Source organism: Methanosarcina sp. A14 (genome assembly GCF_001729375.1).
Classification (GTDB): Archaea; Halobacteriota; Methanosarcinia; order Methanosarcinales; family Methanosarcinaceae; genus Methanosarcina; species Methanosarcina barkeri.
The window spans coordinates 1-21,144 of sequence record NZ_LZPK01000165.1 but is presented as its reverse complement, the minus strand read 5'-3'; the positions used below and the strand labels follow the sequence as shown (position 1 = coordinate 21,144).

General features: G+C 41.4%; 22 protein-coding genes and 1 pseudogene. 10 read left to right on the top strand and 13 right to left on the bottom strand.

Going from position 1 to position 21,144, the window contains the following annotated elements:
- Nucleotides 1-573, top strand: a pseudogene (locus A9239_RS08695) (IS4 family transposase); the annotation flags it as partial.
- Between the two features lie 407 nt (nucleotides 574-980).
- Here the strand turns inward: A9239_RS08695 and A9239_RS08690 are convergent.
- Nucleotides 981-1,370 carry a hypothetical protein gene (locus tag A9239_RS08690; RefSeq protein WP_176722119.1) on the bottom strand — a complete coding sequence of 130 codons (390 nt, stop codon included), beginning with the start codon at nucleotides 1,368-1,370 and terminating at the stop codon, nucleotides 981-983.
- A 366-nt stretch (nucleotides 1,371-1,736) separates the two neighbouring features.
- On the opposite strand from A9239_RS08690, the gene A9239_RS08685 reads away from it, so the two are divergent.
- Entirely contained in the window at nucleotides 1,737-2,549 is an 813-nt protein-coding gene (locus A9239_RS08685) for a serine/threonine protein phosphatase (protein WP_048117806.1), read from the top strand.
- 272 nt (nucleotides 2,550-2,821) lie between these two features.
- Here A9239_RS08685 and A9239_RS08680 read toward each other — a convergent pair whose 3' ends face one another.
- Complete coding sequence (locus A9239_RS08680; protein WP_048117808.1) at nucleotides 2,822-4,009, bottom strand: lipopolysaccharide assembly protein LapB; 1,188 nt, start codon at nucleotides 4,007-4,009, stop codon at nucleotides 2,822-2,824.
- Between the two features lie 471 nt (nucleotides 4,010-4,480).
- Nucleotides 4,481-4,666 carry a hypothetical protein gene (locus tag A9239_RS08675; RefSeq protein ID WP_048117810.1) on the bottom strand — a complete coding sequence of 62 codons (186 nt, stop codon included), beginning with the start codon at nucleotides 4,664-4,666 and terminating at the stop codon, nucleotides 4,481-4,483.
- A gap of 246 nt (nucleotides 4,667-4,912) precedes the next feature.
- Between A9239_RS08675 and A9239_RS08670 the strand changes: the two genes are divergently transcribed.
- Nucleotides 4,913-5,317, top strand: coding sequence for an FxsA family protein (locus tag A9239_RS08670; RefSeq protein WP_048117811.1), 405 nt, complete (start codon nucleotides 4,913-4,915; stop codon nucleotides 5,315-5,317).
- 257 nt (nucleotides 5,318-5,574) lie between these two features.
- Here the strand turns inward: A9239_RS08670 and A9239_RS08665 are convergent, their stop codons facing one another.
- Both A9239_RS08665 and A9239_RS08660 read right to left on the bottom strand, forming a co-directional pair.
- Entirely contained in the window at nucleotides 5,575-6,291 is a 717-nt protein-coding gene (locus A9239_RS08665; protein WP_048117812.1) for an LrgB family protein, read from the bottom strand.
- A 2-nt stretch (nucleotides 6,292-6,293) separates the two neighbouring features.
- On the bottom strand, nucleotides 6,294-6,704 hold the full coding sequence (locus tag A9239_RS08660; protein ID WP_369815402.1) for a CidA/LrgA family protein: 411 nt from the start codon (nucleotides 6,702-6,704) through the stop codon (nucleotides 6,294-6,296).
- Nucleotides 6,705-7,530: 826 nt separating this feature from the next.
- Here A9239_RS08660 and nifS point away from each other — a divergent pair.
- The 6 genes from nifS (at nucleotide 7,531) to truD (ending at nucleotide 13,628) form a co-directional block, all read left to right on the top strand.
- Entirely contained in the window at nucleotides 7,531-8,721 is a 1,191-nt protein-coding gene (nifS, locus tag A9239_RS08655) for a cysteine desulfurase NifS (protein ID WP_048117814.1), read from the top strand.
- 39 nt (nucleotides 8,722-8,760) lie between these two features.
- Nucleotides 8,761-9,150, top strand: coding sequence for a Fe-S cluster assembly scaffold protein NifU (nifU, locus tag A9239_RS08650; RefSeq protein WP_203397927.1), 390 nt, complete (start codon nucleotides 8,761-8,763; stop codon nucleotides 9,148-9,150).
- Between the two features lie 146 nt (nucleotides 9,151-9,296).
- On the top strand, nucleotides 9,297-10,340 hold the full coding sequence (gene mptN / locus A9239_RS08645) for a tetrahydromethanopterin:alpha-L-glutamate ligase (protein WP_048155397.1): 1,044 nt from the start codon (nucleotides 9,297-9,299) through the stop codon (nucleotides 10,338-10,340).
- A gap of 214 nt (nucleotides 10,341-10,554) precedes the next feature.
- Entirely contained in the window at nucleotides 10,555-10,902 is a 348-nt protein-coding gene (gene pth2 / locus A9239_RS08640) for a peptidyl-tRNA hydrolase Pth2 (protein ID WP_048117819.1), read from the top strand.
- Between the two features lie 126 nt (nucleotides 10,903-11,028).
- Nucleotides 11,029-12,273: a transglutaminase family protein gene (locus A9239_RS08635; RefSeq protein WP_048117822.1), complete on the top strand. Its 1,245-nt coding sequence runs from the start codon at nucleotides 11,029-11,031 to the stop codon at nucleotides 12,271-12,273.
- Nucleotides 12,274-12,311: 38 nt separating this feature from the next.
- Entirely contained in the window at nucleotides 12,312-13,628 is a 1,317-nt protein-coding gene (gene truD, locus A9239_RS08630; RefSeq protein WP_048117826.1) for a tRNA pseudouridine(13) synthase TruD, read from the top strand.
- Nucleotides 13,629-13,708: 80 nt separating this feature from the next.
- Here the strand turns inward: truD and A9239_RS18955 are convergent, their stop codons facing one another.
- From A9239_RS18955 to A9239_RS08600, 8 genes are all read right to left on the bottom strand, one after another.
- A complete protein-coding gene (locus A9239_RS18955; RefSeq protein WP_141706417.1) occupies nucleotides 13,709-13,888 on the bottom strand; it encodes a hypothetical protein in 180 nt (59 codons plus the stop codon).
- 65 nt (nucleotides 13,889-13,953) lie between these two features.
- A complete protein-coding gene (locus A9239_RS08625) occupies nucleotides 13,954-15,309 on the bottom strand; it encodes an MATE family efflux transporter (protein ID WP_048117829.1) in 1,356 nt (451 codons plus the stop codon).
- 4 nt (nucleotides 15,310-15,313) lie between these two features.
- Nucleotides 15,314-15,490, bottom strand: a complete 177-nt coding sequence (locus A9239_RS20350) for a hypothetical protein (RefSeq protein ID WP_230629182.1) — start codon at nucleotides 15,488-15,490, stop codon at nucleotides 15,314-15,316.
- A gap of 97 nt (nucleotides 15,491-15,587) precedes the next feature.
- Entirely contained in the window at nucleotides 15,588-15,731 is a 144-nt protein-coding gene (locus A9239_RS20345; RefSeq protein WP_230629183.1) for a hypothetical protein, read from the bottom strand.
- Between the two features lie 137 nt (nucleotides 15,732-15,868).
- The gene (locus A9239_RS08615; RefSeq protein WP_048117831.1) at nucleotides 15,869-16,642 is read right to left on the bottom strand and encodes a hypothetical protein; all 774 of its coding nucleotides are present in this window, start codon (nucleotides 16,640-16,642) and stop codon (nucleotides 15,869-15,871) included.
- Nucleotides 16,635-18,539, bottom strand: a complete 1,905-nt coding sequence (locus A9239_RS08610) for a M1 family aminopeptidase (protein WP_048155395.1) — start codon at nucleotides 18,537-18,539, stop codon at nucleotides 16,635-16,637. Before A9239_RS08610 ends, A9239_RS08615 begins: the two co-directional genes overlap by 8 nt.
- A 51-nt stretch (nucleotides 18,540-18,590) precedes the next feature.
- Nucleotides 18,591-18,911, bottom strand: a complete 321-nt coding sequence (locus tag A9239_RS08605; RefSeq protein ID WP_048155393.1) for a hypothetical protein — start codon at nucleotides 18,909-18,911, stop codon at nucleotides 18,591-18,593.
- An 11-nt stretch (nucleotides 18,912-18,922) separates the two neighbouring features.
- Nucleotides 18,923-19,789 (bottom strand): ABC transporter ATP-binding protein, encoded by an 867-nt coding sequence (locus tag A9239_RS08600; RefSeq protein ID WP_048156937.1) that lies wholly within the window; start codon nucleotides 19,787-19,789, stop codon nucleotides 18,923-18,925.
- Nucleotides 19,790-20,269: 480 nt separating this feature from the next.
- Here A9239_RS08600 and A9239_RS19465 point away from each other — a divergent pair, with 480 nt between their 5' ends.
- Nucleotides 20,270-20,443 (top strand): DUF4277 domain-containing protein, encoded by a 174-nt coding sequence (locus tag A9239_RS19465; RefSeq protein WP_162488867.1) that lies wholly within the window; start codon nucleotides 20,270-20,272, stop codon nucleotides 20,441-20,443.
- The last annotated feature ends 701 nt before the right edge of the window (nucleotides 20,444-21,144 follow it).

The following is a 21,144-nucleotide window of genomic DNA, read 5'->3' as shown; positions in this document are numbered from 1 at the left end:
TTTTGGGTTTTAACTCTCGGTTTTGGTGCCCGCTTGCAGCGTACACTTGCCAGTTTAAAACGAGAATATGAAACTGAGTCACAAAAAACCATAAGTGATAGCAGCTGGTACTATCGTTTTACTCCAGAACTTGTTGAGTTTCTTCACCAGTGTGTAATTCATGGCATGGAAGAGCTTGCAAAAGAACCTGGTAGGAAACTTAGCAAGAAACTCGAAACCTTCCAGGATGTTGTCATTCAGGACAGCATAATTGTTCGTCTCCATTCCTCGTTAGCAGACAAGTTTCCTGCAGCAAGATCAAGAACAGTAGCTGCAGGAGTAAAAGTTGGAGTTATGGTAAGTGCAGTTGCTAATGGACCTAGAACCGTTGCTCTGTACTCTGAAAAAATGGCTAGATATACACAGTTACGTTGGAGTACAATATTTGCAGAGAATGCATCAGATTTGTTGACAGTAATTTTGCATAGATGTGGAATTCAAAGAACTTTTGAAACGATAATGAGCGTATATGAAAGTCAAGCATTAGATCCTCATGTAAACAGAGAAGAGTTTAGAGATGAATGGTTGGAGTAATAAATGAAAAATTGGATTCAAAAAAAGTAACAGAAGAAGGAAATAAATCCTTAACCGATGACCAATGCATAGTTGCTTTTACATACTGCATAAAAGTACAATAAATCCACGTTTGATTAAAAATCGATAGCGGTAAAAATATGAATTTACGAAAAGTTACTGCGGAAAGTCGGATAAAATATTAAAAAGATCCTTTTACAAAATATTGGAAAAGTATCCTTACTCGAAATCCAGAATAAGAGAGAATGAAAAAGATTACTCTTCTCGAAGTTTCACCTGAAGGATTCTCTATTCGTTTTGATTCTACTTCATTTCATTCGGGACCTGTCTACGTGTAAACTGTATAGTATCCCGGTCATTCACCTGAAAACTTTTCCTGCTCCTTCAGACTATTTATTCCAATCCGTTTAGATCCTTTTTACACGTAAATTGTACCGAGTTTCTACATCATATGTACCTTGAAGTTCTTCTTCATTCAGGATTCCTTTTTCTATCAGTCTGCTGAGATTTTTCCTGTCAACTGATTCAACTATATCCCAGAGATCTTTCTTCATAAGATAGGGTTTTAACTTATTGATGCGCCAGAGTTTCCATTCAACCTTCTGCCGCCTGAGTTCCACATCCCCAACTCTCAATATATTGATCTCTTTTTCTGTGAAGGTGTTTAGGATATGAGTTCTTAATTCCTCTCTGCGCTTTTCCAGAACTGAGATTGCAGAGACAATATCATCGTATTCAAGCACAACATCTGTAAGATCCATATCTTCAGGATCCTGCTCATTGATATCAAGTTCCATAAATTTGTCTCCGTATATGCTGAATAAAGTTTTATAAATAGATGTAATTTATGGATTTTTAATTGTCTGAACGCCTTGTAGTCTGAACTTCTTGTTGTTCACCCAGTTGCCTGAACTTTTAATTGCTTGACCTTTTAAGTTTACATACTTGATTTTAGACTTTGACACTATAAGCCTGCCTTCACAAACAAAAATTAAGAATTTGATGGCATAAGGATGCTGGAAGGATTTCTTCTTGAAGCCTGGAAATATTTATCGCATAAAAATTCCCTGTATCTAAAGAACGCTTTTAGATCAGCTTCCTTAAGAGAGCCCATAAGAATTTCAGATCGACTCTCTAAGAGGAATTTGAACAGAGGTGAGTCCATGGTATCAGGAAAGGTCTCCAGGAAAATTGCCGCAAAGGAAGAACTGCTTCTTCTTCTCCCGAAAATAGACCGAATTTTGGAGTTAGAACCTGCAGTGCTTCGAATTGACGCTGAGCCTATAATGGTTATTGGGGATATTCACGGGGACCTTCAGGCTCTTGAATTCATAATAGAAAAAAGACAAGAAATGAACTGTAAGAATATTCTTTTTCTCGGAGATTACGTGGACAGAGGACCTCAAGGTGCCGAAGTACTTACAAGGGTTTTTCGACTGAAGCTTGAAGAGCCTGAGCACATATTCTTACTCAGGGGAAATCACGAAACTGTGGATATGAACCTCTACTACGGCTTTTTTGAGGAAATCGGTTTCGATCAGGGTTTTCTTCTAAAGGCCAGCCGGACATATGATAAAATGCCAATAGCAGCTGTACTTTCGAGGCATATATTTTGCGTACACGGCGGAATTAACGGAACCGGCAGCATTGATGGCATCAGGAAGGAAGAAGCCTTTGCTTTTCCTTATCTCTGGAATGATCCTTCGAAACGTCCTGGACTCACCGCTTCAACCCGAGGCTCGACTGTAAAAGAGTTCGGGCCAGATATTGTAGACGGCTTTTTACAGACAAATAACCTGAAAAAAATCATAAGAGGTCATACAGCCCTTGAAAATGGGTATAGATGGTGGTTTGATGGAAAATTACTCTCTCTGTTTTCCTGCCCTGACTATGTTGGACTAGGAAATGCGGCTGCTTTTGCGCTATTTGAAAAAGAAGAGATAAAACTGTTCGTCTTCGGAAAGCAGCAGGAATAAAAGAAAACTAACCCGAAGGAAAACAAACTGTAGAGAAAGCTTACTACTCCTATTAAACCGTTACTTCTCCCAAAAAGTCTACATTAGATTGTCCGAATATATCAATCTGTAAGAAGAAAATATGTAAGAAGAAAATATGTAAGAAGAAAATATGTAAGAAGAAAATATGTAAGAAGAAAATCAATAAAAAGTGAAAAAGAAAATGCCGGGTTGGATGTTATTTTGATCAGAATAAGTTAGGGAAAGATCAGATAAAATTCCAGACATTTCTTTTAGTCCAGAATAATCCAGGTTTCGGTCATTTTGCTTCCGATATCCGGATCGAGCTGCATAGCTTTCGTGTATTCCTTTTTGGCTTCGCCAAAGTGCCCCATCTTTCTCATAAGAAGACCGTATCTATAGTGAATAGGGGGATAATAAGGATTCAGGACAAGAGCCTTCTCATACTGATTTTGGGCTTCATCAAAGCGCCCTATCTCCGAAAGAAGGTTTCCGTAACTGTAATGTCCTTCAGCACTATCTGGGTCCAGACTGAGCGCTTTCTTGTATTCCATTTCAGCTTCATATCTCCTTCCAAAGCGAGCCAGAAGATTTGCATAATTGGAATGAACTTTTGCATCGTTCTGATCAATGGCAAGGGCTTCCGTGTATTGTTCTTCGGCTTCTGAAGCTCTGCCTTCTCTTGCAAGGAGATTTCCGTAGTTAAAAAGAGTCCGCCTGTGTCTCGGGTTAAGAGAAAGAGCTTTTCTGTACTCACCTTCGGCTTCTGAAGAGCGCCCCAGGAAAGAAAGTAAAACTCCGCAGTTGTGATGGAGACTTGGGTCTTCAGGATCCAGTTTTATTGCAATCCTGTATTCCTTTTCCGCGTCTCTGAGCCTTCCCAACTCAAAGAGCAGGTTTGCGTATCCACCTCTGGCAGGGACATAGTCAGGATCTGCCGTAAGTGCCTTTGAGTAACGCTCTTCGGCTTCCCTTACGCATCCGTACTCGGTCAAGAGGGAAGCATATCCTGTATTCGCTTTTACATGATCTGGAGAAGCTTCAAGTACCTTTTTATATTCCTTATCAGCAGCCTCTGTCCTTCCAAGGTCTAAAAGGAGTTCGGCATAGGCACACCTTACATCTCCATTTTCTGGATTTTCTGTTAGAGCTTCCAGATAGCTTGCTTCAGCTTCAAGGGAAAAGCCCAGAATATAAGCTGCAGTACCAAGCGCAAAACAGGCTTCTTCACGGAGTTTTCCTGAAGCTCTTATGAAACAGGCTTTTGCGAAAACATATTCTTCCATAAACATTTTCTGCTGCTTACAGGCATTCGAAAGGTCAAGCAAATCATTGGGGGAAAACGATTTTTCATCCGCAAGATCCAGGGCAAAATCGATCGCAGAACACAAATTATTCTGATCGGATCCTATAGTCCCAATAACTTTATATACAAAGTCTTCAATTTTATCAAAGTCCATACATCCGGCACCTCAGAAACACAAACCCTTTTTTGGGGATAGGTAAAACTATCTTTGTAACATCCAGAGTATATTTTACGTTTTATAGAATATATTAGTGTGCTAGTATTGCGTATAATCTTTAGTATAATATTATTTCATTCAACTGTGCGTTAGATCACGAACGTAATATTATAGCAATCATATAACAGACTATCCCTTTTTATCGCTACATAAAATAACTGCTCTCTTAAAGCAACAGTATTTTCCCGACAAAGAAAACTTTGCAGGATAGAAATAGACCTGTTGAGGCAGGGAAAGCAGAAAGAATGGAGTAGTATTTATAAAAATCTAGTGATTATAGTCTCAAACTGAAAAGAAAGCTACGGCAGAAAAACTGAAAGGGAATAGAAGTAAATCAGCCTTAGAGAAGAAAAATTCAGGAATCAGGAAAATAGAATCTTAACTAGGAAAAAGCAGGAAAATGTAATATCAATAGAGCAGACCCGTGGTCTGAAAATCCACCTTGAGACCAAAAATGAAATTTTCAAAGAGAATTTCCAGGGCTGCGCTAACTCCGATTTCCAGCGTCGTTCGCTTTTTAGGAGATTGACCGTTTTTCACGCCCACTGCATTTATCATCTCACTACATTTTTTCATATCTTTTGTATATTTCATGCCTTTTTTCCATTTGGTTTTTTGCCTTTTTTACCTTTTCCTGCTGACTCTCCAGATTTAGTGGTACCGTTTGTATCGAGGTTTAACAAAAGATATATAATTATGGTAGCTTTTGACTGTAAGCTTTAAAAGCATGTTTTAACTATAATTAATGCATAGGAACTGTTAAAAAGTACTTATCAGTACTAATAAAAATATCAGTACTAATAAAGATAACATAAATATAAAATCTTAAAAATGATTAGTATGTTTTTAAAACTCTTCTCGATTTTCCTCATTATCCCCGTTATTGAGCTTTATCTGCTCATCAAAATAGGTGGAGTGATCGGAGCCTTAAACACCGTGCTTATTATCCTTATAACTGCAAGTCTGGGTGCTTACCTTGCAAAATCCCAGGGTCTGCGCGTGCTTCGCGAGATCCAGGATGCAACAAGCAGGGGATATATGCCCGGAAACGAGCTCCTGCACGGATTCTTTGTGTTAGTTGGAAGCTTTGCCCTTATAACTCCGGGTTTTCTAACCGATATAATAGGGCTCTCTATGCTCATACCACAGATAAGAGAAATCTATGTGGAAATGGCAAAAGGGGTTATAAGGAAAAAGATACAGAACGGTCAGTGGCAGATGAGAATGTACACGGATTTCCGATAACCCGGAAAACCCCATTAAAACACCGGGTAAAGTTTATTTGTAGTGTAATATTTTGTAGTGCAATATTTTGTAGTGTAATATTTTGTCCTGAAACCGGAATTTTTACTTAATATTTGAGCTCTTCGTCATTCCCTATTAATAATATGATTTTCGACTCAAGACCACACTGGTATGAGGATATTCACACAAAACAACGAAGAGCCAATATTTGCATCCAAAATCTGATTTTTACTTATTTAAGATCATCTATTTGCCATTCAAATTATAAGCCCGAAGACATAAAGCAGCATGGGAACCAGAAAAACCGTTATTAAGCCTGCGATCCCTATTGCAAGTCCGCTCATTGCCCCTTCGGTTTCTCCAAGTTCTATTGCCCTTGTTGTTCCAAGAGCATGTGATGATGTGCCGATTGCGACACCGACTGCAACTTTATCTTTTATTCGGAAGCAGCGGCAGATAAAAGGGCCCAAAATAGCACCTATAATACCGGTAAATACGATTGCAGCTACTGTTATTGCAGGCAGGCCGCCTATCTGTTTTGAGATTTCAATTCCTATAGGAGTAGTTACGGACTTGGGGGCGAGAGATCTGCTTATGGTATCATCAAGCCCTAACAGGCTGGAAAGAACAAGAATACTTGAGATTCCAGCTATGCAGCCTGCCATTATTCCTGCAAGGATAGGAAGAGCATTGCTTTTCAAGAGCTGAATCTTTTTATAGAGAGGCACTGCAAGAACCACAGTTGCAGGTCCGAGGAAGAAAGAAATATAATTTCCTCCAAGGTTGTAAGTCTCATAATTGATTCCAAAGAATAGAAGGAAAACCATTACAAGTACAGAAGCCACGAGCAGAGGGTTAAGAATCGAAAGCTGGGTCTTCTTATATAATAGCGTGCCTATCTGGAAAGCTACTAAAGAGAGTAAGATCCCAAATAGGGGCATATTGACAAACCCATTCAAAAAATCGGTCTGCAACTTCAGATCACCTCTTCTCTTCGATTCTCACGGGCATGCACATTTTTTGTATTCCTTCCAGATTCGTTATTATTACCTTTATTGCCTATATTTTCTATATGGCTGGCTATTTTTACCGGCTTTTTCCTGAAGAACTTTTGAACAAGTTCCACAGTGAGCCCTGTTACAGCCAGTATTACAAAGGTAGAAATAAGGGAAACTGCAAGAATAGCAGTCAATTTTCCTTCAAGCAGGGCAAAACAGGTTATAAGACTGGCCCCTGCAGGAAGAAAGAAGAAAGCCATGTTTTCAAGTAAAAAATCACTTACTTTGTCTATCATATTGAGTTTAACTATGCCTGTATACAGACTAAAGAAAAGAATGAGCATTCCCAGGACATTGCCTGGAATTGGCAACCCTAAAGCTTTCTGCATCAGGTCACCAAGGAAATAAATGATAAGAATAATTGAGAATTGTTTTAGCAAGGTCGTTTTTCCCTCCCTGATCGAAATAGGACTACAAAATTCCTATATATAATATTTTTGTCTAAAAAATATTGTGTTTTCCGTCTTCCATAAAATCTTGTATTTTCTTCCTTTAACAAAAATGAGTTCATCTATTACTCAGAAAACGGAGGAAATATAGCGAAAACAGGGTTACTAGAAAAACAAGGTTACTGGCAAGCCTGTTAATTGCAGTTACCTTACTCGTGAACTACACCATAAGCTAAAGACTTAGGGGCTTCCTGAGTCATCCTCCCAACCAATGTTAACGAGTCATACAGGCTCTAGCCCCGAGTTCCAAAGGTGAAATAGAATATGAGCATGAGATTATACTTGAGATGTCTTTCGACTTCCGGTTTTTTCCGGCTTAACGTTCCCGATCCCTTCAGGTATGAGAGATATCCTGTTCTCCAACTCCCTCAACTTGGTTTTCGTATTTTGGGTTGCGGTGTCAGTATCTATAAACATATTTATGTTAATAATATAAGTAAGGTTATAAAATCAATAACAGGCGAACGTAAGTAAGTTGACGCTTATATTCCCTGAGCTAAAGGCACATGTGGTTTTATTCTTCATCATATAAATACAGGTCTGACTGATCGTCGAACAGTAAATTAGAATCAGCAATCAGCTACATCATTCAGATGCTCTTTTATAAGACGATCGTTTTAAAAACTTTGCCGGAAAAAATCCAAAAATAGGACTATGCAATAAATTCATATTGCGTAAACCCCTATTTTCATAGAGGGGGGTTCTGATGAGAGAAAAGCGCTTTGTTTACATGGACCACGCAGCCACCACTTTCACAAAACCTGAAGTGTTTGAAGCTATGCTGCCTTTTTTGAAAGAACATTTCGGAAACCCTTCTTCCCTGTATTCAATAGGGAGAGAAGGTAAAGAGGCAATAGAGACCGCCCGTGAGCAGCTTGCAAAGGCTCTGGGAGCTAGTCCTGAGGAAATATATTTCACCTCTGGAGGAACCGAGTCCGATAACTGGGCTATTAAGGGAACGGCTTTTGCCAGAAGAAAGAAAGGAAAACATATCATTACCACACCAATTGAACATCATGCAGTGCTTTACCCTTGTAAGTACCTGGAGACTCAGGGTTTTGATGTGACTTACCTGCCTGTAGATAGTTATGGGCTTATAGACCCTGCAGAAGTTGAAGCTGCAATTAGAGATGATACTATCCTGATCTCGGTGATGTATGCGAATAATGAAATCGGGACAATAGAGCCTATTCATGAGATAGGCGAGATCGCAAGAGAATATGAGATTCCTTTTCATACTGATGCCGTTCAGGTAATTGGTAAAATCCCTCTTGAGATGAAAAAGAAAGAAAAGAATGTTGACATGCTTTCCCTTTCTTCTCATAAGTTCTATGGGCCCAAAGGAATAGGAGCGCTCTATCTGCGGGAAGGGACAGAAATCGACAACTATATGCACGGAGGAGGCCAGGAGCGCAAAAAGCGAGCAGGAACCGAGAATGTGGCAGGTATTGTAGGATTGGGAAAAGCAATAGAACTTGCAACAGGAAATCTTGAAAAGTATAATGAAAAAATGAAAAGACTGAGAGACCGCCTCCTTGAAGAAGTCATGAAAATTCCTGACTGCAGGCTTAACGGACACCCGGAAAAATGCCTTTCGAACAACCTGAATTTCAGTTTTGAATACATCGAAGGCGAGTCTCTGCTTCTCATGCTTGACGAGATGGGGATCTGCAGTTCCACAGGGAGTGCCTGTTCCTCAGGTTCGCCTGAGCCCTCGCATGTGCTCAGGGCAATAGGGCTGCCTCCGGAAATAGCTCAGGGTTCCCTTCGTCTGACCCTTGGAGATGATAATTCCGAAGAAGACATTGATTATGTACTTGAGGTCTTGCCTGAAACCGTCGAAAAGCTCAGAGCTATGTCTCCTTTCTATAAACCTGAAAACGCGTGTAAAAAATAAATCGTAAGTGCACAGGAATATGAAAACAGGGGGAGTTTTGTGTACAATAAAAAGGTCATGGATCATTTCATGAACCCAAGAAATGTAGGGGAAATTAAGGATGCTGACGGGGTTGGAGAAGCTGGAAATCCACATGGGGACCATATGAAGATTTTCCTGAAAATTCGGGATGACCGAGTTGAAGATGCGAAGTTTAAGACTTTCGGGTGTGCAGCAGCAATTGCGTCCAGTAGCATGGCAACCGAACTGATAAAAGGCAAAACCCTTGCGGAAGCCTGGGAACTTACAAACGAGGCCGTTGCCGAGGCTCTCGAAGGACTGCCGCCAGGCAAGCTGGAATGTTCAGTTATTTCCAGGGAAGCAATCCACAGTGCAATAAATGAATATCGAAGAAAACATGGGCTTGAGAACCTTTCTGAGCAGACCTGATAGAAGGGAAAGAAAAAACAAGTTCAGATCTCATGTATTTCAAATCTCGTATATTTCAGATCTTATGTATTTCAGATATCAGATATTTTAGATACGATATACTTCCAGATCGTAAACTTGATCTTGTATTCTCCCGATGATGAGCTATGAAAAAAATAGGGATTGTCATCACTGACCCGGAAGACTGGACAGCCAGAGCACTTACTGACGCAGCGAGAAAAAAAGGTTTTTCTCCTTTTGTTCTGGACCTTAGGGATGCAGATGTCAGCATGAATTCTACAGCTTGGGAATCGAAAGCTGAAGAATCAAACGTGGTCTTCAAAGTGGGAGATATAAAACTCTCTGACCTTGACGCGATAATTGTAAGAGATGTGGGTGCAGGAGCTTTCGAAGGTGTGTCTTTCAGGTTTGATATCCTGCGTGAACTGGAAGACGAAGGAATCCCTGTTGTCAATTCCCCAGAAGCTATCCGTAATGCCGCAAATAAATACCATGCTTCTTATCTTCTGGCAAAAGCCGGACTGCCCGTACCCAGAACCGTAGCCGTACAGGATATGGAAGCAGCCCTGAAGGTAATATCAAGATTTGGAGACGCCGTCATTAAGCCTGTTTTTGGATATAAAGGAAAGGATATTGCAAGAGTAAGGAACGGCGAAGTCCGGTTTTCGGATCGAAAAATAGAATCTTCATCCCTGGAAGCAATTCTCAATCAGCTGCTTGAAGAGAGAGGTATGCTGTATATCCAGGAGTTCATAGAGAATCCGGGAAGAGATATCAGGGCCTTTGTTGTTGACGGTAGGGCTATTGGAGCAATTTACCGTAAAGCAGCATCTGGCTCCTGGGTCAATAACCTGAGTCAGGGAGGAAGTGCAGACCGGTGTGTGCTCACAGAAGAACAAAAAGAAATTGCTGAGAAGGCTGCCCTGGCAGTGAACACGACTTTTGCCGGTGTTGATATTATAGAAGGGCTGACTGATGATAATCTTAGCAAAGGACTAACTGATGATAATCTTAACGAAGTAATAACTGATAATAATCTTTGCGAAGAAACTAAGATTCATTACGGCCAAACTGAGGGAAACCCTAAAATTCTTGAAGTCAATGGAACACCATCAGGAAAAGGTATTTTTGATGCATGGGGAATAAATACGGCAGAGTATATTATAGAATACATCGAAAAAACTTTATGAAATAATTATAAATGATGCTGCCCATAATATCAAATAAACCGATTCGAATTTCATGGATTTCTAAAAATTGTTTAATTTAATACTTCAGGCCCGGATCGATCACAAGATAGATGATCAAAAATGAACATGAAAACCGGGATATAAAGTCGATCCGGATACCTTCATCGAAAACATTTAAGAAACAGACGGACCTTCAATAAACCCGAGGCAAAAGATGAGTGAATATAAACAGTGTATAGTTTCCCGGGAAGACCTGAAGCTTTCCAAAGGCAAGTTTGCAGTACAGGTAGCTCACGCTGCTATTTCTGCTTCTGAATGGGCAAGCAAAAGTGATCTTGAAAAATGGAAGGAAGGCGGGCAGAAAAAAATTGTTCTTAAAGTCCCTACCCTTAATGACCTGTATGAACTCAAGGAAAAAGCAAGAAGGGAAGGGCTACCTACTGCTCTTATACAGGACGCAGGACTTACAGAAATTCCACCGGGAACCGTTACAGTCCTCGGAATAGGGCCGGCAAAAGAAGAGCTTATAGATAAAGTTACGCGGGACCTTAAACTTGTTTAAGTCTCAAGAGCCTGAAAGTTAGGTTTGGGAAAATTGGACTAGAATCAAACCGAGCCGGAGCTATGGATGCAATAGCTCTTCCGATCAGGAAAGAGGTTCCGCCTGTGTTTGATTAGGGAGGAAACCATGAGGAATTCAAAGGCTTCAGGAAGAAGAGGGATAGCCTCAATAATTACTGTTTTATGCATCTGCTTTGTACTCGCTGCACTCACCGGAATACTGTCTTCGGATTCAATTGAGAGTTTCAGAGAAGAAGTAACAGGTTATATATCCTCAGGCCCGGATTCCGAAAGCCAGGAAAGTGTTTATACACCTCAACCGGCTTTATTTACTTTCCCGGCAACACCCACATACTCCATCAGGAAAAGCGAACTCACCCCCATCCTGAGAACTCCGTTGCAGCCTGGCTTCTCCCTAAACAGCAACTACCAAACTTCAGATTTTTACCAGGGGAGAATGGGCTATGCCAGAATCAACATTAAAAACGAAGGTCGAAACCCTATTTTTATAGATAGGTACGGGGTTTCGGTTAATGCCTCCAAAAGCCGGATTTATTCAGAGGACTGCGGAGTTTTGGTCAATCCCGGTGAAGAGCAGTATCTAGGAGTAATCGCGATTCAGATCCCTGAAGAAAAAAAAGCAAATTTCAGTATTGTCCTCTGGCTGCTTGCCTCGACCTCGGAAGGAAAATGGCACGACTACGGATCTTATCCTCTGAAAAACTTTACTGTAAACCTGAAGCCAATGCCAGAAAAATCAAATCCAGTATACCGAGACAATCCTTCGCCTTACTTTGAGACCATAAACAAACTTGTGGAGCCAGCCGAACCTGCTATAAGGGAAAAGGCAGTCCAGGTGGCTCGCTCATATCCGGGAGCATATAATATCTATCAGGTCTGTGCCCTCTTTGACGTGGTAAAAGAGAAAGTCGAATACGTAAGTGACCCAAGAGGTAATGACATCTGGGAGCCAGCTAACGTTACCCTTAGAATGGGAGCCGGGGATTGTGAAGATCAAGCAATTCTCCTTTCATCCATGCTCGAGGCTGTAGGAGGCACAACCCGGGTCTACCTGACCAATACTCATGCCTTTGCAGCGGTATATATAGGCAATGGAACCGCTGCGACAGATGCTGCAGTCAGAGGCGTAAGGGCCTATTACGGAAACGTTGATGTAAATTACCTGACAGACGAATACGGTTCCTGGCTGATGCTCGACCCGACTTCAAGCCTTTATGCAGGTGGGCTTCCCGGAAAAACGGCCCCTGCGAAAGTTAAAGCTGCTGAAGGAAACGAAACATATAGAAGCTGGACCTTTGTAGATACGAATGAAGTAAAAGCTATTGATATCAACCCCAGGTGGTCTTTATAACTTTCACAACACACGTAATAGAGGGGTGTTTTTAACCCATGCAAGTGCCGGAAATTGAAAAACAGATCGGAATAAATCTTTACTCCACGGATACTGACGGCCTTGGAGGGCAACTTCGGCAGGAAGTGGAGGATTTTATTGTTAAAGAAATTACGAATCGAGAGGAAGGACAGGAAGGGAAATACCTTATTCTTGAGCTCGTAAAGCGAGACTGGGATACACATCACCTGACCCGGACTCTCGCAAAAATCCTCAAGGTAAGCCAGAAGCGAATCAGCGTTGCAGGCACAAAGGATAAACGTGCACTTACCACTCAGAAAATCAGTATTTTTGATATTGATGCCCAGGAAATTGAGAAGATCCATTTAAAAGATGTAGAGCTGAAAGTCCTCGGCCACTCCCGAAAATCCGTTGAACTCGGAGACCTGTGGGGAAACAATTTCAGAATTACCATCCGGAATATTACCCATTCGAGTGAGGAGACACACAAACTGCTCGAAAAGACCACAAACGAGATCTTGGCTCAGAACGGTGTTCCTAACTTCTTCGGGATCCAGCGCTTCGGCTCGGTACGTCCTGTCACGCATCTGGTAGGAAAAGCCATTGTTGAGGGAGATTTTGAAAAAGCTGCCCTGCTTTATATTGACGAACCCTTCCCTGATGAACCGGAAGAGACACGGAAAGCCCGCCAGTTTGTTAAAGAGACCCTCGATTTCAAAGAAGGCCTGAAAATCTATCCTCTACACCTTGGGCATGAAAGAGCAATGATGAACCATCTGATCGCAAACCCGGATGACTTTGCAGGAGCTTTTCTTGTTCTCCCGAAAAACCTTTACAGGATGTTTGTGCATGGCTACCAGTCCTACATATATAACACGATCCTGTGCAGGAGGATCGAAAAAGGCCTTCCCTTAAACGAGGCTGTAGAAGGCGATGTTGTCTGTTTCAAGAATGAGCATGGCCTGCCGGATTCTTCAAAAACCGAAAAAGCCACCGCAGAAACCGTAAATGCCATGAACCGCCTGATTAAGAAAAAACGGGCCTTTATAACCGCTCCCCTTCCGGGCTATAGTACAGAATTTGCGTCAGGCGTTCCGGGAGAGATCGAACAGGCAGTTCTCGAGGAACTCAAAGTTCCTCTGCAAGGCTTCAATATAGAAGAAACTCCTGAGATGAGCTCGAAAGGCATAAGGCGAGAAATCCTCCTTCAGGTTGAGCCGAAGTTTGAGGTTGCTGAAGACGAACTAAACCCCGGAAAGTCAAAAGCTGTGCTTGAGTTCATGCTGCCAAAGGGAAGTTACGCAACAACCATGCTGCGGGAGTACATGAAGGTAGATCCTCTGCAAATGAGTTGAGAACTCAAAACAAGCCGGGTTGGAGAAAAATAAGGCTAAAGTAAAAAAGAGCTGTTAAGTAAGGCAGCTCTCTACTCTTTTTACAGGGCAGCCGCCTGTGTCCCAAAACCTCGTGTTACAGACCTGTGCCCGTAACGCTCACAATAGAAGTAATTAGTTATGATTAGCTTTGAAAAAAAGCGATTTTTTTGCTCCTTCAATACTATGGTCTTAAACTCCATATTCAGGGAGATTCTGACAGTAGTGTTCATAGGAGGCATATGGAAAGAGACCCAGTTTAATCTTCGTTGGTAGTTAATACAATTTCAGAAACAGGGAAGTTTCCTTACTCACTTACAGCTATTCCATTCTTGAGAAAACCGAACTCTTTCCAGAGCAAGCCCAGCACGACCAGGAACATAAGAAATTCCGCAGCCGGGGTTGCAAGCCATACCCCATTAAGGTCAAGTAAAGGAGGTAAAATCCAGAGTAGAGGAAGGAGGAAGAGAAAAACTGTTCCTAGCTGGATGAAAAGAGCATATCTGATTTTGTTTATTGACTGGAAATATACGGAACCCAGCATAACCGTCCCGTGAGTAAGGAGGGCAAACACGAAAATCTCCATTCCATTAAGAGTAATTTCCAGGAGTTTGGGGCTGTCGCGATTGAAGATGAGAATAAACTGTTCCGGATACATAGAGAGAAGCATAAAACCAATCAATCCGGCCACAAGGCAAGAGATAACAGCTATCTTCAAGGTCCCTGCAACCCGGGAATAACAACGGGCCCCGTAATTAAAACCGATGATTGGCTGGGTACCGACTGCTATTCCTTCAAAAATCAAGGAGAAAATCGAGAAGACGTAACCTATAATTCCATAGCCTGAAACAGCGAGTTCCGAGCCGTAACTGAGCAGCATATACTCGTTCGCAAAGAGCAGGACAAAAGTTGAAAACTGCATTGCAAAGGAAGGAAAACCTGTTCTCATAATTCTGATAATTATTTTCGGCTCCAGAGAGAGGGAACGGGGGTTTAGTTTCAGCCCAGCCCATCCGCTGAAAAAATACAGAGCTAATAGAATTCCGGAAAGAGAGAAAGCAATAACCGTAGCTATTGCAGCCCCGGTAACCCCCATTTCCATTCGCATGACAAATAAGTAGTCAAGAACCATGTTTACAAGAACACTCGCAACCACACATGTCATAGCAAGTCTTGGTTTCCCATCATTTCGTACAAGAGGTTCGAGAGCAATGGACAGAATCAGGAGTATCGAGCCTGAGAATAGGACTCTAAGATAACTATTTGCCATGCTAAAGACTGGACCAGAAGCTCCCAGGAGGTGGAGATAAGATTCCGAGAAAGCTAGCCCGATGGAGGTGAGCCCTATTCCCACGAACAGAAGCATGGGAAAAGCATTATTTATAAGCCTGAGGGCTTCCTGCCGATTAGCTCTGCCAAGAGCCAGGGCCACAAGGCTTGAAGTCCCGATCCCGATCATCTGTCCCACAGCAATTATGGCTAGAAGTGCGGGAAATGCAAGAGTCACCCCTGCAAGCCCCTGGCTGCCCACGGAGTTTCCGATAAAGAAACCGTCAATAACTCCCTGGATTCCAGCAACAATCAACCCGATGGTTGCCGGGAAAACGAATTTCAGGAAAAGCTTCCCTAAGCTTGCAGACCTCATTTCACTTTCATCTGTCATACTTTTACCTCATCAAGCCATTAGCTATATTCTCAAAGAGTCTCTCCATAACCTCAAATTCTTCTTCATACAGAATTTCCCGGATCTTTTCATAGAACCTCATATCGGCCCAATATTCGATCTCAACTACCTTTTTTCCATTATCGGCAAGTTCAAACAGGCAGACCTTTCCATCTTTCATGGAAGCCTTTGTTTTCAGCAGACCTTTTCCGCCATTATAGAAACCATGTTGCTGGCAGAGGGTTTGCTGACCTCCATGGTCTTTGCCAGTTCAGAGATCATGGGATTGCCCATGGAATTAATTTCCTGAGATAGAGGAAGACATTGCAGGTAATATCTCTGTATTCCTCTAAGAATTTACATTCTTTTAAATTTTTTTGATAATAATGGTCCATTTTTTCAAGAAGCCTGGAAATTTCCATTTTTGCTCCCCATAAATGAAAAAAGGGGTGTATTGTTGGGTTAAGTAATATTAAAAATTTTCTATCAGGTATAAAATATAATTATAAGATTCACATCTGCATTCCAGGACAAGGCCTGCAGGAACAGACGACGAAACTCAGGTTTTAGACCTTCTACAGGCAAATGCAAACATAACGACGCCCATAAATATGAAAACCAATCTGCTGTAGAGGAAATCATCGGGCAGAATATAGGGTATTGGACCCTCCATGACTCCCAAATACCAGCGTAGGGGCCACGAAAGGAAATTATTCCCAAAAAGATCAAACCACGCAGGGAGCCTCGGATTAAAAAATCCCAGAAACAGCACAAGAGGCAAAAGAGGGTAAAGCAGTCTGGAATGGAATCTCCCGACCGCCAGGGCAAGCCCCAGTACAAAGATCTGGGAAGGCAACAGAAATAACAGTAAGGGAAGCGTGAACTCAGCATAAGCGTAGAAATTAAAGTAATGGGCATAATACGCAAAGCTCAATAAAATCGGTAAAGAAGCAGCAAGTACGAAAACAGCCGTGATTGCCGAGGCTTTTAGCAGATAATATTTTGGTTCGGAAAGCGGGGTAGAAAATATGATATTTCGAACCGCAACTTCCTTTTCCGAAAAGACGGACATGCAGAAAAGAACAAGGATGACTGATAAAAGTGGCCCTATAAGGGAGAGAAATTCCGAATACGTCCATTTAGAGAAAGGAGCCGTACCGTCTTTTCCCCCGAATACAAAATTCATCAGGATGTAACAGGCAAATAGCGACTCGATGAGGACCATGTAAAAATATTTTTTATTATATGCCAGCCTCAAAACTTCATATTTCAAGACTCTCAACAGGTTAGGGAAATTATTGTTAGGGAAATTATTTGTTGAGGGCTTATTCATCGAAAACCGCCTCCCCTTCTGCTGTTTCTTCCGTCCCCGTTTCTTTCCCCTTTACCGGGTCCTTATCAAGCTCGGCTTCGCTCAGCCCTATTGAAGGCATGAATTCCTCATAAGAAAGGGATTTAAACCTGTAATCCGTATAAATATCCGATAACTTCGTAAAAAATGACTCTTCCCCAAGCAGCTCTTCGGCTCTCAGCAAGAGCATAGGCATCTGGGAATAAAGTTCTATTTTTCGAGTCTCCATTTCATACTTTTGTCTCTGTTTCTCAGGCAGGTTTTCCAGCATTTTCGGATTCGCATAGTAATAACTGTTTTCCATGGAATCTACTCCGCCTTTCCACATTGCAGGGATATATGCTGATGCATAGGAACCAAACTCTTCTGTTACGTATTTGTAGGCCAGGTAATCTGCAAGCCCTTCCGAAGACCAGGGGGGATTTTCCTTCACGAAAACTCCTGTTCCCCACCACTGATGAGCGATTTCATGGGCTAACAGGTCCATATCCCCAACAAAGGTGATGTCTTTAAGAGATGTGAGATCAGAGGAAAAGTTATCTGAATCTCCTCCAATTTCCCTGTCCAGTTCTCTGTTAAACACATATTCTGAAACCGTTACGATATTCAGGGTTGAATGTCCGCCGGTCTTGTAGATAGAACTTTCTACTATTTTTAAGGGGTATTCCTGATACGGATAGCTGCCTATATTTTTTTCATAATAGGAAACAATATTTATTAAATAGTTTTCAATCCCAAGGGTTTCTATATACGCCCTGTGTTTCGGACTGTAATATAACTCGATCTCAGTACTGCCAGCCAGCATCTTTTTTACTTCATAGTTCCCTGCAAAGACTCCGGGTGAAAAATCATTGGAAAGGGCACTGTATTCCCAGGTTTTTCGGCCGTGTTCTTCCAGAACTCCTGTTAATTCCCCGGGAACGACCATTACCAGGTTCTTCGGAGCCGTGACAGAACCCTTTATCTCTATCATATCTTGTGAACCGGTCAGAGGTTCGAAAATCCAGTGTGAGTTTTCCAGCAGGTATATACTCTCCTCTGAGATATAACCGGGAAAGCCGATTGAAGAAGGATATTTGAGTTTACCTGCGTAGCTAATATCTATGGTAACGTTCCTTGATTCGGCAGGGACTTCCAAACGTACCCTGTCCGTTCCTTTTATCCTCTTTAAGGAATTGGGAGCCTCAACTCCATCAACAGTAAGTTTTTTTATATGAATTCCTGCATTTGTGATAAAATCAATGTATTCAGTGCCCGATTCTTTTTCAAATTCATAGAGTACCCTGGCTGAAAGGCTCTGGTTTACAGGAAAGAACTGAACATTCGAGGAAACATGAGTTAGTTTTACATTTTCATTTGCCTTAAGTTCGGTTTTGAATACACTGTCATTTCGGTTAATATAAGGTTCATTGATATAGACAAAAAGAGAAGCGCCCAGAAGCAGCAGGACCAGAACAGGAATCCAGAGCTGCTTTGCATTGAGCTTCAAAGACAAACTCAAATTTAATTCATATCGTCTTCTGCACAGCAGCCCGACGGTAAAAATCCCGGTGGAAACAAAAGTCCAGAGAAGACGGTTGTAGAGAACAAACTTAAAAACCGGGAGGATTCCTCCGAAGTCAGAATACATCACCGCCGAAGTCTGAACCCATTTTAACAGGTAATTTGAGCTACCTATACTCATGAAAAAAAGAATACAGTATGCAAGAAAAGAGATATCCAGGTTTTCCGTAATCAGGTAAAGTCCACTGCAGATCAGGACTGTAAAAAAGATTCCTGCAAGCGTAATTACTAGCAGACTGGACAGAGAAACTACAGGATCAAAGGTAATTTTCAGGACAAATACCTGGACTGCATATAAGGCAATTCCCCCCAGCACTACTGTAAAAATCCCGATGGAGAGGATTGCTGCCGTACGGAATACCAGCAGCTAAGAATAATTACAGGATGTGTTCAAAAGGCTCGTGCTGTTATGTCGGTGGTCCTTGCTCAGCAGCATAAGCGTCAGCACTGCAAAGAGCAGGGAACCGGCTATTGCTGCGTATTGTGCAGGTCCGAGAGCTACGGTAAAAGAGGTTTTTGCAAGCCCCACCAGACTACGCTCATTCGTATAATCGATAGCTTTCAGCCCCAGTACTGTAGCCAGGACAGTCAGGAATATGGACATCAGTGCCAGCTTTGATCTGGAAATCAGCCTGATTTCATTGAAAAGAAAGGAGAAGCCTGACAAAAAAGGAATTCGATTTGCCATTTTACACCCTCTCATCCGCTCTGTGTAATCAAATACATATAAGCATCTTCAAGCGAAGGGATTACGGGTTTTATGCCGGAAGGAAGCTTATCTCCTACAATTCTATACTGGGCTCCGGTTTCTGTGATAAGCCTTGAGGTCACTATACAGTCCGTTTCAATATCAGGGCCAGCTTCACAGTCAGAGTCGAGCACACCGACATGCCCTGCAGCCTTTTTAATCAGTTCTACAGGGTTTCCGTCAAAAAGGATTTCACCCCTGTACAGGACAATTAGCCGGTTGCAAATCGATTCCACGTCTTCAATAATGTGAGTTGAGAGAAGCACAAGCCTGTGGTTCGCATTTTCGGCCAGAAGGTTTCGAAATCTTACCCTTTCAGCCGGGTCAAGCCCAACAGTAGGCTCGTCAACAATCAAAAGTTCGGGATCATTCAAAAGCGCCTGTGCAATTCCAACTCTTTGCTTTTGCCCCCCTGAAAGAGTCCTTATTCTGGAATTTTTCTTTTCGGAGAGCCCGGTTTTTTCTATGCAATTTTTTATCCTTTTTTCTTTTTCAAGACCCAGACCTTTTAAAAGCGCCATATAATCCAGGAACTGGTATACGGTCAGTTCTTCATAAAGGCCAAATTCCTGGGGCAGGTACCCAAGATGATTCTTAAGGTCGTTCTCGCTTTTGCTTATGTCCGTCCCGTCAATTTTTATTGACCCGGTCGATGCAAGGATCTGACGGACAAGGATTTTCATAAAAGTAGTCTTCCCTGCCCCATTTGGTCCTATTAGCCCAACAATAGAAGGAGGTCGAAACTCGAGATTGATTCCTGAAAGTACGGGTTTTTCCGGCCTGTATGCTTTTGAAAGATCTTTAATTTCAATTTCCATTATTTTTTCACCTACTCTCCAAATTAAATAAATCGAAACATTCCGGTTTCCAGACATCCATATAATTTGCACTTATTCTGGTAATTCCTTTGAAGGAAGCTAATCTGGAAATATCTTCCTCAACCCGTACTCATCACAAAAACACAATTATATTACAATACTGGGACAGAAAAACAATTGAATTAGGATTAACAGTTGTACGTTTTTAAGAAGTACTAAGCTTTCGCCTGCGTCGACAAAAATCAAGACAAAGACAATAATAGCAAAGACAATAATAGTTAAAATTTACTATTATAAGAAATTTATATATATAAAAGAATATATTTGAGAAATGATAGAATATGCTTTATCATTAATAGCAATTATAATTTTGTTTTCCCACTCTATATTTTTTACCTGTCTTTCCGCAGATGTCTGACAAATTTATCTATTTTTTAATTAATATATAAAATAACATTATATATTACTTTGATTTTCATTATGCTTGTTACAACACGTTCTCTTGACCATCATGGAATCGTTTCTGGTATTTACGATGAACTTGAAATCGGAATGCTGATGAGGGAAATTACAGAAGTAAAAGTGGAAATTGATTCAAAGGTGATAACCAAAATTGCCAACATGGATGAAGTTAAGGATAAGATAATAGGTTGAGGGGGAAAAATTGTGAAAAATACTACTTTTGATTGGAGACCTGCAGACGGATATATTACAGGGCATTTTTTTGAAACTGTTTTGGCTTATAATTTTTTGTCCGGGAATAATATTTGCTTGAAAGCAATTTTTTGTATAATTAATTTAAAATAATTTATGCTACTCGTATATTCTGGAATAAGGGGATAAATGGGGTATCATCGAATAAAAGAATATCCTGAGGCCGCTGATCCTTCTCTTCGAATAAACATGTTTGGGGGAGCATAATATTTCGGAGAGGCTGTGTTGGGGGATGCAGTAAGTGGATTCAGCGCCTCTGGACTTCTTCTTGCCGTTCTTTTGATTTGTTTTTGATTTGTTATACTTTTGATGAAAGTCCTTCGATGAAAGTCCTTCGTTTTCACAAGACGGAAGTTCCCCGTATCACTAACACACTACCAAGATACCATAAGACTCATTGTAACATTTAGATTCTATCAAGATTTGTTTATCATTAAGATCTGTTGTGCCCTTAGCTGGTTGTTAAGTTGTGCCCTTAACTGGTTGTTAAGTTGTACCCTTAACTGGTTGTTAAGTTGTACCCTTAACTGATTGTTGTCCGGCTGTTGCAGGTCTGGGGGTTGGGGCAGTCGATGAATAGCACTGCAAAGTTATTGAAAATATGCAAGGGGATTGAAGAATTCAGGATGCAAAGCTCCGAG